At 44.4% G+C, this 16,554-nt stretch carries 13 protein-coding genes; 7 read left to right on the top strand and 6 right to left on the bottom strand.

What is annotated here, in order from left to right; all coding sequences use genetic code 11:
- Window positions 1-13: 13 nt before the first annotated feature.
- The 4 genes from FTV48_RS06330 to FTV48_RS06315 form a co-directional block, all read right to left on the bottom strand.
- The gene (locus tag FTV48_RS06330) at window positions 14-688 is read right to left on the bottom strand and encodes a YoaK family protein (RefSeq protein ID WP_005170772.1); all 675 of its coding nucleotides are present in this window, start codon (window positions 686-688) and stop codon (window positions 14-16) included.
- 42 nt (window positions 689-730) lie between these two features.
- A complete protein-coding gene (gene sstT, locus FTV48_RS06325; protein WP_179999718.1) occupies window positions 731-1,927 on the bottom strand; it encodes a serine/threonine transporter SstT in 1,197 nt (398 codons plus the stop codon).
- Between the two features lie 328 nt (window positions 1,928-2,255).
- Window positions 2,256-4,004, bottom strand: a complete 1,749-nt coding sequence (locus FTV48_RS06320) for a SulP family inorganic anion transporter (protein WP_005170778.1) — start codon at window positions 4,002-4,004, stop codon at window positions 2,256-2,258.
- Between the two features lie 221 nt (window positions 4,005-4,225).
- Entirely contained in the window at window positions 4,226-4,543 is a 318-nt protein-coding gene (locus FTV48_RS06315; RefSeq protein WP_005170781.1) for a helix-turn-helix transcriptional regulator, read from the bottom strand.
- A 281-nt stretch (window positions 4,544-4,824) separates the two neighbouring features.
- Here FTV48_RS06315 and cysK point away from each other — a divergent pair, with 281 nt between their 5' ends.
- The 4 genes from cysK (at window position 4,825) to FTV48_RS06295 (ending at window position 9,390) form a co-directional block, all read left to right on the top strand.
- On the top strand, window positions 4,825-5,823 hold the full coding sequence (cysK, locus tag FTV48_RS06310; RefSeq protein WP_179999716.1) for a cysteine synthase A: 999 nt from the start codon (window positions 4,825-4,827) through the stop codon (window positions 5,821-5,823).
- 191 nt (window positions 5,824-6,014) lie between these two features.
- Entirely contained in the window at window positions 6,015-8,717 is a 2,703-nt protein-coding gene (locus tag FTV48_RS06305; protein ID WP_179999714.1) for a heavy metal translocating P-type ATPase, read from the top strand.
- Window positions 8,714-9,121 carry a Cu(I)-responsive transcriptional regulator gene (gene cueR, locus FTV48_RS06300; RefSeq protein ID WP_005096982.1) on the top strand — a complete coding sequence of 136 codons (408 nt, stop codon included), beginning with the start codon at window positions 8,714-8,716 and terminating at the stop codon, window positions 9,119-9,121. Before FTV48_RS06305 ends, cueR begins: the two co-directional genes overlap by 4 nt.
- Before the next feature lie 74 nt (window positions 9,122-9,195).
- Window positions 9,196-9,390: a heavy-metal-associated domain-containing protein gene (locus FTV48_RS06295; RefSeq protein ID WP_005096981.1), complete on the top strand. Its 195-nt coding sequence runs from the start codon at window positions 9,196-9,198 to the stop codon at window positions 9,388-9,390.
- 65 nt (window positions 9,391-9,455) lie between these two features.
- Here FTV48_RS06295 and FTV48_RS06290 read toward each other — a convergent pair whose 3' ends face one another.
- Window positions 9,456-10,061: a TetR/AcrR family transcriptional regulator gene (locus tag FTV48_RS06290; RefSeq protein WP_005096979.1), complete on the bottom strand. Its 606-nt coding sequence runs from the start codon at window positions 10,059-10,061 to the stop codon at window positions 9,456-9,458.
- A gap of 532 nt (window positions 10,062-10,593) precedes the next feature.
- Between FTV48_RS06290 and FTV48_RS06285 the strand changes: the two genes are divergently transcribed.
- The 3 genes from FTV48_RS06285 to FTV48_RS06275 all read left to right on the top strand — a co-directional run bounded on the left by FTV48_RS06285 (window position 10,594) and on the right by FTV48_RS06275 (window position 15,244).
- Window positions 10,594-12,375, top strand: coding sequence for an acyl-CoA dehydrogenase C-terminal domain-containing protein (locus FTV48_RS06285; protein WP_005170789.1), 1,782 nt, complete (start codon window positions 10,594-10,596; stop codon window positions 12,373-12,375).
- A gap of 79 nt (window positions 12,376-12,454) precedes the next feature.
- The gene (locus FTV48_RS06280; RefSeq protein ID WP_179999737.1) at window positions 12,455-13,630 is read left to right on the top strand and encodes a thiolase family protein; all 1,176 of its coding nucleotides are present in this window, start codon (window positions 12,455-12,457) and stop codon (window positions 13,628-13,630) included.
- Window positions 13,631-13,747: 117 nt separating this feature from the next.
- Window positions 13,748-15,244, top strand: a complete 1,497-nt coding sequence (locus FTV48_RS06275; protein ID WP_074382747.1) for a succinate CoA transferase — start codon at window positions 13,748-13,750, stop codon at window positions 15,242-15,244.
- An 87-nt stretch (window positions 15,245-15,331) separates the two neighbouring features.
- Here FTV48_RS06275 and FTV48_RS06270 read toward each other — a convergent pair whose 3' ends face one another.
- Window positions 15,332-16,408, bottom strand: a complete 1,077-nt coding sequence (locus FTV48_RS06270; RefSeq protein WP_005096974.1) for a putative zinc-binding metallopeptidase — start codon at window positions 16,406-16,408, stop codon at window positions 15,332-15,334.
- Window positions 16,409-16,554 lie beyond the last annotated feature (146 nt).

Genomic DNA, 16,554 nt, shown 5'->3' with positions numbered 1-16,554 from the left:
GAATGTCCAGAAATTAATCGTGTTGATGTCGATAACGTAAATAAATCACCCAGTAAATCAGACTGAGCATCAGGCTCAGCCCTGCCGGGATCAGGAATGCATTTAATTTTAAATAAGGATAAAGCCAGCTGGCAAGAATACCACCGCTTAAAAAACCGAGCAAAATAAGTAAATGTAAAACGACTCGGCGTGGTTCTACATCTAAGCCGCGTAAACGGTAACCCATGGCCAAGCCAAGGTCGGTCAGCACACCAGATAAATGCGTGGTGCGAATAATGGCACCTTTATAATGGCTGACCATGGCATTTTGCAGACCCATCGCGACACAGGCCCATAACAGGGCATAGCGCGGGAAATAGGGCAATAATAACCAGCAGATCAGAATAAAAAAAGCCACCAGGCTTAAAGGGTAACCATAAAGTCGTCCCAAGCGAAAGTGACTATTTCCTAGAATCAGCCCGCTATACAGAGAACCAATGACATAGCAGAGTGTGACCAGAAGCAGATATAGCATCATGTCTGGCTGCCAGTCCAGCAGCGCCATGGCCAGCATACTGACATTACCGGTCATATGTGAAACAGACTGGTGTAATACCGTCACCAGACCCAGGACGTTAATCATGCCGGCATTCACCGCAAGAAAGAACGCCCCTAATTGTATCCAGGTAGGTAAACGCTGTAATGGCATAACAACATCATTGGCAAAAAATATTGATTATTCAATATAAAATCAATTTGATGCGCGGTCTACTGCTGTGGTAAATAAAACATCCGTAGACGAGTTTAAAGCAGTTTCAGTAGAATCCTGCAATACACTGATTACTATACCAATCGCGACCACTTGCATAGCGATATCCGAAGAAATACCAAACAGACCACAGGCCAAAGGAATCAACAATAATGAACCACCGGCCACACCTGAAGCACCACAGGCCGAGATGGTTGCTACTACGGAAAGAATTAGCATGGTGGTGAAATCTACGCTAATGCCCAAGGTATTTACCGTTGCCAGTGACAATACGGTAATGGTGACCGATGCCCCAGCCATATTGATCGCAGCACCGAGAGGAATCGCGATACTTGCGGTTGATTCTTTGACGCCTAGACGTTTTGCCAGATCCAGATTGACGGGAATGTTGGCTGCCGAACTACGGGTAAAGAAGGCGGTAATGCCACTTTCACGCAAGCAGGTAAAGACGAGTGGATAGGGGTTGTGACGCGTCACTAAAGCCACCAACATTGGGTTAATTACCAGTGCAACAAAAGCCATCGTACCTAATAGTACCGCAAGTAAATGTGCATAACTGGTCAGCGTATCCAGACCGGATTCAGCAAAAGTCACTGCAACCAGACCAAAAATACCCACAGGTGCAAAACTGATCACTAAACGAATCACATAATTAACCGCAAAGGCGGCATCATTCAAAAGGGTCTTGGTGGTATCCGATGCATGACGGAAGGCGATGCCCAATGCCACAGACCAGGCCAGAACGCCAATGAAATTTGCTTCAGCAATAGCAACGACCGGGTTGGCGACAAAGCTAAGCAGCAGATTCTTCAGGATTTCTATCAGACTGCCAGGTGGCTGTAAGTCCGCTTGTGCAGCAATATCCAGAAACAGCGTACTTGGAAATAACATACTCGAAACGACAGCACTGAGTGCAGCAAGGAACATACCTACCGCATACATCATCATAATCGGTTTAATGGCGGTGTTGGATTGCCCCACTTTAAAATTTGCGATAGAAGCTAAAACTAAAATGAAAACCAGAATCGGTGCAACAGATTTCAAGGCTTTAATAAACAGGTCGCCCAATAGGCTTAATGAGGGAGTAGCTTCGGGAAATACCACAGCCACACCTACACCTAAAATAATGGCGATGATGATTCGAGAGACTAGGCTCATACGCATAAGGGCAGAAAACATAAGATTGCCTTGTGAAAATTACGAGGGCTAAATTTGGGAAAAAGTTGCGCTATTTTATACTTAATTTAAACAAGGCTTGAAATATATTTTTATATAAAAAACAAGTTATTGATATAATTGATTTATTCTAAAATTAATCAATATAAAAGAATACTTTTATTTGAAAAAACAATCTAAAGATGCTGAATAAATCATCTCTTTTAAAGTTATATTCATGAAATAAATATCAAAGTTAAATCGATAAATTCAAATTATATTTGAAAATTTAAAAAAGTTTGGCGTCATGACCGGTTTAAATCTCCGGCCATAAGTTTAACGATCTGCTGTCCTAAATCGTATAGTCTTTATGCTGCTCAAAGATTTCTGGAGCCAAGTCCCGAATTGCCTGAAAATGAGTCAGATAAATGTGGCCACTCAGATGAATCATCAGCTTCGAGGCTTGTAGCTTGTCCATCACCGGGCCTTTCACTTCGGCAAAATGCAGTCGAATGTTCAGTTTGGCCAATTCCGCATTTAAATCCTCCAGCATTTCCAAAGCGCTTAAATCAATGGCACTGATACTGGAGCAATTTAAAATCACATGTTGCAACTTGTCATTCAGGCTCATCTGATTGATCAGATAACCTTTGAAGCTATTGGCATTCAGAAAAGTCAGATTTTCATCAATCCGCAGTGACAGCACCCGATCGGAGGTACTGACTTGATGACGCTGAATATTACGAAAATGCTGTGTACCTTCGACCAGTCCGAGCACTGCAATATGCGGACGACTGATTCGCCATAACATCAGGATAAACGTCGATATGATCCCAATAATCAGGCCAGTGGAAATATCAATCAGCACCACACCCAGAAAGGTAATCCACATGGCAATACCATCGGCTTTAGAATAACGCCAGGCATCAAAGAAAGGCCGAAAATCGACCAGTTTCCAGATGGAAACAATAATCGTGGCGGCCAGAATGGTCAGGGGCAGATCTTCAAAAAATCCGGTAAAGAACAGGCTGACGAAAATAATCAGAATGGAGGACAAAACTCCTGCCATGGGGGATTTGGCACCGGCATCGGCATTGACCACGGTACGCGACAGACTGCCAGTAACCGGAAAGGCTGAACTGACGCCTGCACTGATATTGGCAATCCCCAAGGCAATCAATTCCTGATTACTGTTTAAATGACTGCGTTGTTGCAAGGCTGTGGCTTGAGCAATTGACAGTGATTCCACAAAGCTGATCATGGCGATCATGCTAGCACCCGGTAACAAGGTCATGACCAGTTCCCAGTTCCAGTGCGGAAAAGACAAGGGCGGAAAACCGGACGGGATTGCACCCACTGTTTTAATGCCTTGCCCCTTTAAATTCAGAAATACAATCGCTGCAATCCCGAGACATACCAGAATGAGAGGCACAGCCCGTACCAGAAAATCTGTAGAGCCGATCCGGCTTTGTACTGCCTGAGATTTTAGCAACTTGGGCAGATAGATCAGTAAAGCCATCGACAACAGGCCAAATAACAGGCTTGGTAAATGCAGGAGCGGCAGATACTCCAGAAGACTTGTTGTAAATTCTGGAATGTTATTGGCTTTTAAGGGTAGGTCGACCAAGAACTTCAATTGTCCAAAAGCAATTAATAATGCCGAGGCAATAATAAAGCTCTGAATGACTGGATGACTGATCAGCTGAATTAAGAAACCGAAACGGAATAATCCCAAGAGCAGGGAAATAATACCGACCATGAGTGCTAATAAGGTCGCAGCTTCGATATAGACCGGTGAGCCGACTTCAAACAGTGGATTGAGCGTGGCAAAAGTCATCATTGAAATGATCGCCACCGGGCCAATCGATAAAGTCGAACTGCCACCGAGCAACGCATAAATGATCATTGGCAGGATGCTGGCATATAAGCCCATGATCGGCGGTAAACCGGCCAGCATGGCATAAGCCATCCCCTGAGGAACCAGCATCGCCACGACAATCAGTGCGGCCAGCACATCGGATTTAAATTTGACCGGCGTATAGTCGCTTAACCATGCCCAGGCAGGCAGTCTATGCAGAAGTTTAGACTTGGAATTTGGCATAAAAAGGTCTAAATCACAAATATAGATATATTATGCACAAATTCTGCTAAGAAATCTTAAGGGGTCGAATTTGTGATGATTTATGTTTTTAAAATAAATCAGCTAGGTCTGGCCTCCATTTTCTTGAAGCAGCTATAGCGATTTTCTACAAAGTCGTTATTTCTGCCAGATCAATGGGGTAGAGAAGTGTGTTTTGGCGTTAAATAGTGTTTAAAAATAAACTATTTAATTTGATTCGCACAATACAGCTGATAAAGCGTAGTCAATACCACAATCAAATTTTGATCTTTAATTGAATAATAGATCTGTTTACCATCCCGACGGGTATTCACTACATCACTTTTGCGCAGCATCATCAGTTGCTGGGAAAGCGTCGGTTGTTTAATGTCGGTAATATCTTCAATTTGTGAAACATTCAGTTCCGCTTGAGAGAGATGGCATAAAATAAGGAGACGGTCAGTATTGGCCAGAGATTTTAAAATGCCGACGACCTGTTCTGCTGAATCGCGCATAGTCGTGATTTCAAAATCGGTTTTCATCTCATATGTCCATTATAAAATTACAGCCCGCACATTATAAGGGGCTCGATGATTAATACATTGATATAATATTTAAATATTATCGGGTTTTAATCAGGTTAAACATTAGTTAAAGTTATATTTTAAACGTTGATAAATAATATAAAATCATCGAATTATTTAAAAAATATTTTGGTTTAAATTACTGCGATCAAGTGCAAATTCCATCAAACATCTACAAACGAAAAAAATGCTTGTATGATGTTTAAATGACTTGAACCAATAACATCAGGGATATCATCATGAGTACAGATTCAGCTTTTCCAACACCAAATAATTTAGGGATAGCGGTTTATAGTAATAATGCAGACGCAATTGGAAATACACCGCTAGTTCGTATTAATCGTGTAATTTCAGCTCCGGTGACTGTACTTGCCAAAATTGAAAGCCGTAATCCGGCCTTTTCAGTCAAATGTCGTATTGGTGCAGCATTAATTAACGATGCAGAAAAATCTGGAAAACTCAAACCCGGTATGCACATCGTTGAACCCACCAGTGGCAATACCGGCATTGCATTGGCCTTTGTGGCAGCCGCTAAAGGTTATGAACTGACGCTCACCATGCCTTCAAGCATGAGTATTGAACGCCGTAAAGTAGTCAAAGCTTTAGGAGCCAATCTGGTCTTGACCGATCCGGCCAAAGGCATGAAAGGGGCGATTGAAGCAGCCGAGAGTCTGTTGAATGAGAACCCGGAGCAGTATTTCCTGCCACAACAGTTTGAAAACCCAGCCAATCCTAAAATTCATGAAGAAACCACCGGCCCAGAAATCTGGGAAGCTACGGCGGGTAACGTCGATATTCTGGTCGCAGGTGTCGGAACAGGCGGAACCATTACCGGTATTTCGCGTTACTTTGAGAAAGTTAAAAATAAGCCTCTATATTCGGTGGCGGTGGAACCTGCTGAATCTGCAATTATTGGTCAGGCCAAACGCGGCGAAACGCTGACACCGGGACCACACAAAATTCAAGGTATCGGAGCCAACTTTATTCCGAGCAACCTGGATTTAGATCTGGTCGATGAAGTGATTGCCATTAATAGCGCAGAGGCAATCGAGTGGGCACGCAAAACTGCAGCTCAGGAAGGTATTTTGGTCGGCATTTCAAGTGGTGCGGCCATGGCGGCAGCGGCACAACTGGCTGCACGCCCTGAAAATGCCGGTAAAAATATTGTGGTGATTTTGCCAGATGGCGGTGAACGCTACCTGTCTTCGGTTCTGTTTGAAGATATTTCTGCCGAATAAAATTGATGCATTCAATATTTTAAACACTGCTATAAAAGCCCGAAGTCATCTTCGGGCTTTTATTTGGTTCTTGGATGAGCATCCAATCGCAATACCGCTTTATCTTTCCTAAAATATTTAAATGAAAGACTTGACCTTGCCATGCTGGGAATGTTTAAGCTATAGCATCGGCAGCAAGTTGATGCATGGAGATGGGCATGGCAGAACAAGACAGCATCCGGTTATGTGAACAGCAGGTGCAGATTGGCGGTATGACCTGTGCATCCTGCGTGGCTCGGGTCGAAAAATCCTTGAAAAAAATTGAGGGCGTGGTTGAGGCATCTGTCAACCTGTCGACTGAAAAAGCTTTTATTAAAAGCCAGCAGCCGATTGCTGCCGCTGTGCTAGTTCAAGCAATTGAAAAAACTGGCTTTGATGTACCGACGCAACAGTTTGCTTTGAATATTGAAGGCATGACCTGTGCATCTTGTGTGGCTCGCGTAGAAAAAGCCCTAAAAAAAGTAGAAGGTGTACTGGATGCACACGTGAATCTGGCCACTGAAAAGGCGCATGTGAGTCTAATCAATTCTGTGCCATTATCCAAGTTGACTCAGGCGGTGCAAAAAGCCGGTTTTGATCTTCAGGCTGACCGGATTGAACTGGCGATTGAAGGCATGACCTGCGCCTCCTGCGTCGCGCGTGTTGAAAAAGCTTTATTAAAAGTAGACGGCGTCAGTACAGCACAAGTCAATCTGGCGACTGAAACTGCTTCGATTCAGGCATCCCGTCAGCACATCCCAGCTTTGATTGCTGCTGTAGAAAAAGCCGGTTTTAAAGCCACAGAAAAAACCAATACACATCTCTCGGCAGATCGCCATGGGGCTTTTCAGGAAAAGAAAGCCACTGAAACCGCGCAACTGAAACAGGATCTTTGGCTTGCTCTTATTCTGGCAGTCCCTGTGTTTATTCTAGAAATGGGTTCACATCTGATCCCGGCTTTTCATCATTTTATTGCGCAGACGTTGGGAACCCAGAACAGCTGGTATCTGCAGTTTGTGCTGACCACTTTGGTGCTGATTATTCCGGGACGGCGTTTTTATCAGCATGGTATTCCGGCTTTATTGCGTTTGGCGCCGGATATGAATTCTCTGGTCGCGGTCGGAACAATCGCAGCTTATGGATTTTCCTGTATTGCGACCTTTTTTCCGCAGCTGTTACCCCAGTCCACCGTCCATGTATATTTTGAAGCGGCAGCTGTCATTGTTGCGCTGATTTTACTGGGGCGTTATCTGGAAGCCAAAGCCAAAGGTAAAACCTCAGAAGCGATTCAGTATCTGGTCGGCTTGCAACCGAAAACAGCACGGGTACAACAGCATGGCAACTGGGTTGATCTGGCAATTGCCGATGTACAACAGGGCATGCTGATTGAAATCCGCCCGGGTGAAAAAGTCGCCGTCGATGGTGAAGTGGTTGCCGGGCAAAGTTATATCGATGAAGCAATGATGAGTGGGGAGCCTTTACCCGTGGCCAAACAGGCCGGGGATCAGGTGGTGGGTGGTACAGTGAACCAGAATGGAACCTTGCAAATCAGGGCCACTGCGGTCGGACAGGATTCTGTACTGGCGCAGATTATTGAGATGGTGGAACAGGCACAAGGCTCGAAACTACCGATTCAGGCGGTGGTGGATAAAGTGACTTTATGGTTTGTACCTGCCGTCATGGCACTGGCGGCCTTGACCTTCATGGTCTGGTTCCTGTTTGGGCCTGAACCCAATCTGACCTATGCATTGGTCAACGCCGTGGCGGTGCTGATTATTGCCTGTCCGTGTGCGATGGGGCTGGCAACGCCGACCTCAATTATGGTCGGAACTGGGCGTGCCGCTGAACTGGGCGTGCTGTTTCGTAAGGGTGAAGCTTTACAGTTATTGCAGCAAACCCAAGTCGTCGCACTTGATAAAACCGGAACCTTGACTGAAGGAAAACCGTTGCTGACGGACTTTGAAGTCACAGCAGATTTTAATCAGCAGACTGTATTGCAACTGGTGGCTTCGGTTGAAGCCAAGTCAGAACATCCGATTGCCCATGCCATTGTTCAGGCAGCTCATGAGCAACAACTGGAACTGAGTGAAGTCACAGATTTTGATTCGATCACCGGCGCAGGGGTCAAGGCACAGGTAGCTGGTCAGCAGCTGCATATTGGGGCTGAACGTCTGATGCAGGACTTGGGTCTAAATGTCGATCTGTTTCGGTCTACTGCACAAAAACTCGGTGATCAGGGCCGTAGTCCCTTATATGTGGCGATCAATCAAAAGCTGGCGGCTATTATTGCCGTCGCGGATCCGATTAAAGCAACTACCTATAGTGCGATTCAGGCCGTGCATGAGCAGGGTCTGAAAGTGGCGATGATCACCGGTGACAATCAGCATACCGCGCAGGCCATTGCCAAACAGCTGAAAATTGATCAGGTAATTGCGGAAGTTTTACCGCATGAGAAAGTGGATGCGGTACGTCAACTCCAGCAGCAATATGGCGTACTCACTTTTGTCGGAGACGGAATCAATGATGCCCCGGCACTGGCACAGGCTGATGTTGGCATGGCGATTGGTACAGGCACCGATGTCGCGATTGAGGCAGCCGATGTGGTGTTGATGTCAGGTAATTTACAGCATGTGGCCACCGGAATTGGTCTGAGTCAGGCCACCATGCGCAATATCCGGCAGAACCTGTTCTGGGCCTTTGTCTATAATATTGCTTTAATCCCGATCGCTGCCGGGGTGCTCTATCCATTCTGGGGCATCTTGTTATCGCCGATGTTTGCCGCAGGCGCGATGGCATTGTCTTCCGTGTTTGTTGTCACTAATGCTTTGAGATTAAAAGCCTACAAAGCGGTACAGTTCAAGGAGCAAGCAGGATGAATATTGGTCAGGCGGCAAAACGTTCCGGCATCTCTGCAAAAATGATTCGTTATTATGAAGACATCGGGTTGTTGCCTGCTGCGAAACGAAGCGATGCAGGTTATCGGGTTTATACTGATGCGGACATTAAAACCTTAAGTTTTATTCAACATGCACGCGAACTCGGCTTTTCTTCAGAGCAAATGAAAGAATTACTCGGCCTGTGGCTAAACAGCTCACGTCAGAGTAGCGAGGTGAAACAGCTGGCCGAAAAACATATCCAGTTTTTACAACAGAAAATTGCCGATATGCAGCATATGCTGGTGATATTACAGCAATCGGTGGAGCAGTGTGCCGGCAATGAACAGTCCGATTGCCAGATTTTAAAACAGATTGAACAGGGTGTCGTCCCTGAGCAGCACTGAGCTGATCTGCAGCTCAGGTTAAATATAGTCTACCCAATCACATTAATTTTTAAAGCGATCCTATGGAGCCAAATATGAAATTCCGTATTGAAAATATGACCTGTGGTGGCTGTGCACGCAGTGTGACTGCTACGATTAAAGATCTGGATGAAAATGCCACCGTTCATATAGATGTGGCGACTAAGCTGGTCGAAGTTGAATCGACAGTCACTGAGTCCGAGATTGTCGCGGCTTTAACCGAAGACGGATTTCCGCCAATTGCTGCTTGATATTTGTTAAGTCATTCAATTGAAATAAAATGCCGGATTCAATCCGGCATTTTTTATTATAGGGCTTAGACTGACGAGATTTTATCCGGGGTCATCAGCGCCTGATTAATATACAGTTTAATCAGGCGTTCACGTGAACCAATCGCTTTTTGATAATTGGTCGAATTTAATAATAGTGAAGCACCATAAGTCACGGTCCAGATATAAGACAAATAATCCCGAATCGACATGGCACTTTCTAAAGCCACCAGATAATCATGGGTCATGTCTTTAATCCGGATAATCCGTTCTTCGCGAATCCGATAAAGCTCCTGAAATAAATCTTTCAGATTCTTTTCATTATTGGTTAAACGCTCTTCAATCACATGCAACAGGATGGTGCGATTGGAATTGAGCATGTGATAGAGCATATATTGCGAAACATAATTTTTAATATCGTTATTATATTTTTTTGATATTTCCAGAATTCTTTTTTCATTCAGAATAATTAGTTCTAAATATAACTGGTTCTTGCTTTTGAAATGCTTGTAGATCGTTCCTTTCGCGATGTCCAGTTCACTGGCAAGTTCACTCAGGGTAATGTCCTGATTATTGTCCAGTAGCAGGCTTTCAGCCATGCTCAGGATCTTCTCTTTACGAAGAAGGAAGTTCTGCTGTCTTACAGTCGTCATCTTCTTGGTCCATATTTTTCGAAAAAGAACCTTTCAAGAATATTCAATTTTACCCAAGATAGCTATAAAACTAAGGTCGTGATATTTATCTAATTTTGTATATTTATGCAGCAACTGCTGACAATGAAAAATATATATGGTGTCAGTCTGGAAATATTGTCAAGAAAACTGAACCCTAGAGATCAACTTTGCTAAATAAAATTCCATTTTCAGCATAATTATTTTATTGTTTCAGCACATCAAGTGAAATCATTATTCGGTTTAAGACCGTCCTGGCAAAGGATTATAGTGGTGAATAAAGAATCATTTTAAGCCTGCTTGGTTCAGTAAATAACGGTGACATAAAGCTTGGGTTTTTAAATTTTATGTCGCTTATTTAGTTGAATGAGATTTACTGCTGGATTAATTCGAGATGATGATTTTCGATTGATATGCATTGATTGAAGTAAAATCATAAAAAAGATTTTCATTAATCAATGATTATAAAACGCTCAGCAACAGAATTGAGTATCACCAGTTAAGGAATGTAAGAATGCCTATTTATAATGCGCCGCTAAAAGACATGGAATTTATTTTAAATGATGTGTTTCAAGCTGAACAATTTTGGCAAGGTAATGAAAATCTTGCACATTTAGATATGGCAACTGCAAATGCAATTCTGGAAGAGATGGCCAAATTTTCCAAGAATGTCATTCTTGACCTGAATCGTCCTGCGGATGAAGAAGGTGGTGCTCAGTTTAAACATGGTGAAGTGACCACACCTACAGGCTTTAAAGATGCCTTTAAGCAGTTTGCTGAAGGTGGCTGGGTAGGTTTAGGTGCCAGTGAAGAATGGGGCGGGCAGAATATGCCAAAAATGCTGACCGTGCTGGCCGATGAAATGATCTGGAGTACTAATCCATCATTTATGCTTTACCCGCTGTTAACCGTAGGTGCAGGCATGGCGATCAATGATCGCGCTTCACAAGAACAGAAAGAAACTTATTTACCAAAATTCTATACAGGCGAATGGTCGGGCACCATGTGTCTGACTGAGCCACATTCAGGTACTGATCTTGGCATAATCAAAACCAAGGCTGAACCCAATGAAGATGGCAGCTATAACATCAGCGGTACCAAAATCTTTATTACCAGCGGTGAACATGACCTGAGTGAAAATATCATTCATCTGGTGTTGGCAAAAACACCAAATGCACCCGCCGGTTCACGTGGCATTTCCCTGTTTATTGTGCCGAAATTTCTGGTGAATGCAGATGGTTCACTCGGTGAACGTAATGCAGTATCTGCGGGTTCAATCGAACATAAGATGGGAATTAAAGGCTCAGCGACCTGCGTCATGAACTTTGATGGTGCCAAAGCTTATATGGTCGGTAACGAAAATGAAGGACTGGCCGGCATGTTCGTGATGATGAACTACGAACGTCTGTCGATGGGAATTCAGGGCATTGGCGCGGCAGAATTTGCTTATCAGAATGCGGCACAATATGCGACAGACCGTTTACAGGGACGCGCCTCGACCGGTGCGAAATCACCGGAAAAACCAGCCGATTCGATTCTGGTACATGGTGATGTGCGCCGTATGTTGCTGAATGTGCGCGCCAACAATGAAGCATCTCGTGCATTTGCTGTCTATGTCGGTCAGCAGCTGGATATCACCAAATATTCGACCGATGCTGAAGCGGTGCGTAAAGCGACCGACCGTGTGGCTCTGTTAACCCCAATTGCCAAAGCATATCTGACTGATAAAGCATTAGATTCTGCACTGGAAGCGCAAATGTGCTTCGGTGGTCATGGTTATATCCGTGAATGGGGTATGGAACAATGTATTCGCGATCTGCGCATTTCACAAATTTATGAAGGCACCAATGGTGTGCAGGCAATTGACCTGATTGGCCGTAAAACCACCAAATGTAAAGGTGCTTATATTGCAGAGTATATCGCTGAAATCCGCGAGTTCGCCCAAGGTCTGGATGATTCATTGACGATTAAAACGGCGACATTAGAGACCTGTCAGCAACTGGAAGACATCACCAGCTTTATCGTCGAGCAGTCTCAACTGAATCCGGACTTTGCTAACTCGATTGCGGTCGATTATCTGCATGCGGTGGGTCTGCTCAGTTTTGTGTATATGTATGCGCGTATCAGCAAAGCTGCAGCAACGAAAGACGATAGCTATTTCCAGAACAAATTGGTACTGGCGAATTATTATATCGCCAAAGTTCTCCCGGATTTGAGTGCCCGAATTCAACGTATTCAGGCAGGTGCAGAACTGGTCATGCAATTACCTGAAGACTATTTCACTGCACAGGCTTAAACCGGCAAGTATTGCGAAGGACAAACACTGCAGAGCTTCTGCTGTGCGGTGTTAAATAACAATGATGAAAAAGGATGAGATTAGAATGATTGTAATTGTAGAAGCTGTACGTACCGCAATGGGTGGTTTTCAAGGCTCACTTTCAAGCTGTACGGCGCCTGATTTGGGTGCTGTGGCGATCAAGGAAGCTGTAGCTCGTGCTGGTTTAACTGCAAACGATATTGATGAAGTCATTATGGGCTGTGTACTGCCGGCGGGTTTAAAACAGGGCCCGGCACGTCAGGCCATGCGTCAAGCCGGCTTACCGGATTCAACAGGTGCCACCACGATCAATAAAATCTGTGGCTCAGGCATGAAAGCGGTGATGCAGGCAGCAGATGCAATCAAAGCGGGTTCGGCTGAAATTGTGGTCGCAGGTGGCATGGAATCTATGTCTAATGCGCCATATTTGATGGACAAGGCACGTGCCGGTTTCCGTATGGGACATGGCAAAGTCACGGATCACATGTTCCAGGAAGGGCTGGAAGATGCAGAAACAGGTCTGTCGATGGGAATTCTGGCACAGGAAATGGCAGATAAAAAAGGCTATACCCGCGAACAGCAGGACGATTATGCCATTGGCTCATTAAACAAAGCGGTGACGGCTGTTCAGCAAGGCTTCTTTAAAGATGAAATCGTAGCAGTCACTGTCAGTAACCGTAAAGGCGATGTAGTGGTTGAGCAGGATGAACAACCTTTAAATGCCAAAACAGACAAAATTCCAAGCTTGCGTCCAGCCTTCAAAAAAGACGGAACCATTACCGCAGCAAATGCCAGTTCAATTTCAGACGGTGCTTCAGCACTGGTGGTCACCTCTAGTGAAATTGCTGCACAGCGTAACTTAAAACCCCTGGCTAATATTCTGGCCTATGCCAGCCATTCGCAGCATCCTTCGGAATTCACCATTGCACCTGTCGGTGCGATTGAAAAAGTGCTGAAAAAAACCGGTTGGGATGCCGCCGATGTTGACCTCTGGGAAATCAATGAGGCTTTTGCCATGGTGACGATGCTAGCCATTGATGGCTTTAAACTGGATACTGCAAAAGTCAACATCAACGGTGGCGCATGTGCGCTCGGTCATCCACTGGGGTCTTCTGGTTCCCGTATTATTGTGACCTTGATTCATGCCTTAAAACGTACTGGTGGCAAGAAAGGCATTGCCGCACTGTGTATCGGTGGCGGTGAAGCAACTGCGATTGCAGTGGAACTGGTTTAAGTCCAGCCAAAATTCAATGCTCGAATTAGCAAAATTAATTATTGATTGATTTAGACGCTAATGCTCTTGGTTCACCAGGAGCAGACGCCTCTTTATTTTATATTTTTGAGATTTTTTATGAACGGTTTAGAGCGCATTCGTTTGCTCCCATTACAAGATAAAGTCGTATCTGTCGAAAAAGCACTACAACTGATTCAAGATGGCGATGTAGTTGGTTTAAGTGGTTTTGGGGGTGCAGGTGAAGCGAAAACTGTGCCTTTGGCCTTGGCTGAATATGCACAGAAGTATCCAATTCATATTACCTTGGCGACAGGTGCAAGTCTGGGGAACCGGATTGATGGAAAACTCAATGAAGCACATGTCATAACCCGCCGTTATCCTTATCAGGCAGATCCTTCTTTACGTAAAGCGATTAATGCCGGTGAAGTGATGTATGTCGATCAGCATCTCTCTGAACTGGCCGATAATATCCGTCATAAAAACCTGCCAGCGATTAATGTGGCTGTAATTGCTGCAACTGCGATTACTGAAGACGGTCAGATTATTCCGACAGGCTCTTGCGGAAATTCTGCAAATTTCATCGAAATGGCAGATCGGGTCATTATTGAAATTGATATGACGATTAATCCCGTGCTGGAAGGCGTTCACGATATCTATGTACCTCAAGCACGTCCAAACCGCGGGCCAATTCCTCTGACCCAAGCCAGTGACAAAATTGGAACAATCGGGATTCATGTTGCACCTGAAAAAATTTCTGCGATTGTCATCAATGAGATTCCAGACACGTCCTTTGGCATGGACGAACCGGATCAAGAAACGCTGGCGATTGCCAGTCACCTGATTCATTTCTTTGAACAGGAAGTGGCAGCAGGGCGTTTACCTGAAAATCTGGGGCCGTTGCAATCCGGTGTGGGCTCCGTGGCCAATGCGGTATTTGCCGGCTTCGAACATTCCAATTTCAATAATCTGGAAATGTATTCTGAAGTCTTGCAGGATTGCACTTTCCAGCTTATCGATTCAGGCAAGATGACCTTTGCTTCAGGTTGTTCCATGACCCTGACCGATGACTGTGCCGCACGGGTGATGAACAATTTTGATCGATACAAAGATAAAATTGTCTTGCGTCCACAGGAACTTTCCAATAATCCCGAACTGATTCGCCGTCTCGGGATTATTGCGATTAATACAGCACTTGAGTTTGATATTTACGGAAATGTGAATTCAACCCATGTTACTGGAACCAAGATGATGAACGGTATTGGAGGCTCGGGAGATTTTACCCGTCATGCGCATATTGCCATCTTTGTGACCAAATCCTATGCCAAAGGTGGTGCGATTTCTTCAGTCGTTCCTCTAGTCAGCCATACCGACCATACCGATCATGACGTTGATATTCTGGTGACTGAGCAAGGTTTGGCAGATCTGCGCGGTTTGGCACCGCGTGAACGTGCCCGCAAGATTATCGATATCTGTGCTCATCCAGATTACCGCGAAAGTTTAAATCATTATTTTGAGCGTGCCTGTGCGCGTGGTGGTCAGACACCGCATTTATTGAATGAAGCTTTGTCTTGGCATGCCCAATTTGAAGAAACCGGTTCAATGAAAACCGCTTAATACGTTTAATCGCGTTGATCATTAAATAAAGCCCGTCGTATACGGGCTTTATTCATTTTATTGCATTCAGTTTTTTTCGTTTAGAGATCATTTGGATGATTTAAAAACTTTTTCCAGTACATGCCGATGTATAAATCGAAGCTTGTCTTTTACCGCTTCGGTCAGCTTGAATGGGTAGGCATCTTCCAGACCCATACAACGGTTCAAGGCATTTAAATTAAAGGTTAAGGTAACCCAGTTTGCAAGAATATGTTCAACGTCCTGTCCGCCAATTGGACATTCTTTAAAATCCATGCTGGCCAGATAGCCACCATTGCCAATAACGCGGATTCCAGCATAGTAAGCAGTTTCTAGTGTTTCCATCATATGCAGATAATGCGCCCAGGTTTCTGCCCAGTCTTCCCAGGGATGTGCGGTGGCATAAGCACTAATATAGTTTTCCTGCCAGTTGATCGGGGCGCCGTCATTATAATAAGTTTGCAGCGCCTCACTGTAATTTTGCCGCTCATCGCCAAAATAATGACGAAACTCTTCAATCAGTTCCGGATGTAAGTGTTGCATCAGTGCAAAATAGTAATGTCCGCTTTCATGGCGAAAATGGCCCAATAAAGTCCGGTAATTTTCTCCCATATTCACGCGTGTTGTTTCACGATACACCACATCCGCTTCAATCGCATTTAAAGTAATCACACCATTGGCATGACCAATCAAAACCGGCTGATCATCTTCAGGCAGTAAAAAATCAAAACGCAGGCCAAATGGATCATCTTCAGATTTTTTGGGGCGTGGCATCATGTTCATACGCTGCGCCAAATAAAGGAAGCGGCGTTTGGCCTCTTCCAGTCGAAACCAGTAAATCAGGTTCTCTGAATTTTCCAGATCAGGAATCACATGAGTGAGTTGACAGGACTCACAAAAATCTTCATCTTCATTACTGGGAATCATCCAGTTACATACCTGATAGTGCGTATAGTTATGACAGGGTTTATAACTGGCATGCTGATAACTTTTGGAGACTGGAATCCATTGATCAGCACTCTGCTTTTTAAATGCGCACAATTCTTTTTCCGAAGCGACATAGCCGATTGGTGACATACAATGATCACAGACTGATTTGTAAAAAAATAGCTGTTGCTGGCAGACGGCGCATTCAAAATGTTTCATCTAAACTCCCTGTAGGGAAGCAAACTGTCTAGAATGCCTACCTAAATTTCATCCTATTGTAATAACATCATAAAAATTTTAATAAAAACTCTATATGGCTGAATTGTAAATGGAGGATGCTTGGCATTATATTGTGAGCTAAATAA

The organism is Acinetobacter sp. YH18001 (assembly GCF_013416975.1).
In the GTDB taxonomy this organism is placed as follows: Bacteria; Pseudomonadota; Gammaproteobacteria; order Pseudomonadales; family Moraxellaceae; genus Acinetobacter; species Acinetobacter pseudolwoffii.
The sequence above is the reverse complement of the archived record's forward strand: the minus strand, read 5'-3'. Positions and strand labels throughout refer to the sequence as shown.

What these genes read in the sequence shown, in the direction of transcription:
- FTV48_RS06330 (WP_005170772.1), bottom strand. Translation starts at nt 688, where the DNA reads ATGCCATTACAGCGTTTACCTACCTGGATACAATTAGGGGCGTTCTTT.
- sstT (WP_179999718.1), bottom strand. Translation starts at nt 1,927, where the DNA reads ATGTTTTCTGCCCTTATGCGTATGAGCCTAGTCTCTCGAATCATCATC.
- FTV48_RS06320 (WP_005170778.1), bottom strand. Translation starts at nt 4,004, where the DNA reads ATGCCAAATTCCAAGTCTAAACTTCTGCATAGACTGCCTGCCTGGGCA.
- FTV48_RS06315 (WP_005170781.1), bottom strand. Translation starts at nt 4,543, where the DNA reads ATGAAAACCGATTTTGAAATCACGACTATGCGCGATTCAGCAGAACAG.
- cysK (WP_179999716.1), top strand. Translation starts at nt 4,825, where the DNA reads ATGAGTACAGATTCAGCTTTTCCAACACCAAATAATTTAGGGATAGCG.
- FTV48_RS06305 (WP_179999714.1), top strand. Translation starts at nt 6,015, where the DNA reads ATGGGCATGGCAGAACAAGACAGCATCCGGTTATGTGAACAGCAGGTG.
- cueR (WP_005096982.1), top strand. Translation starts at nt 8,714, where the DNA reads ATGAATATTGGTCAGGCGGCAAAACGTTCCGGCATCTCTGCAAAAATG.
- FTV48_RS06295 (WP_005096981.1), top strand. Translation starts at nt 9,196, where the DNA reads ATGAAATTCCGTATTGAAAATATGACCTGTGGTGGCTGTGCACGCAGT.
- FTV48_RS06290 (WP_005096979.1), bottom strand. Translation starts at nt 10,061, where the DNA reads ATGACGACTGTAAGACAGCAGAACTTCCTTCTTCGTAAAGAGAAGATC.
- FTV48_RS06285 (WP_005170789.1), top strand. Translation starts at nt 10,594, where the DNA reads ATGCCTATTTATAATGCGCCGCTAAAAGACATGGAATTTATTTTAAAT.
- FTV48_RS06275 (WP_074382747.1), top strand. Translation starts at nt 13,748, where the DNA reads ATGAACGGTTTAGAGCGCATTCGTTTGCTCCCATTACAAGATAAAGTC.
- FTV48_RS06270 (WP_005096974.1), bottom strand. Translation starts at nt 16,408, where the DNA reads ATGAAACATTTTGAATGCGCCGTCTGCCAGCAACAGCTATTTTTTTAC.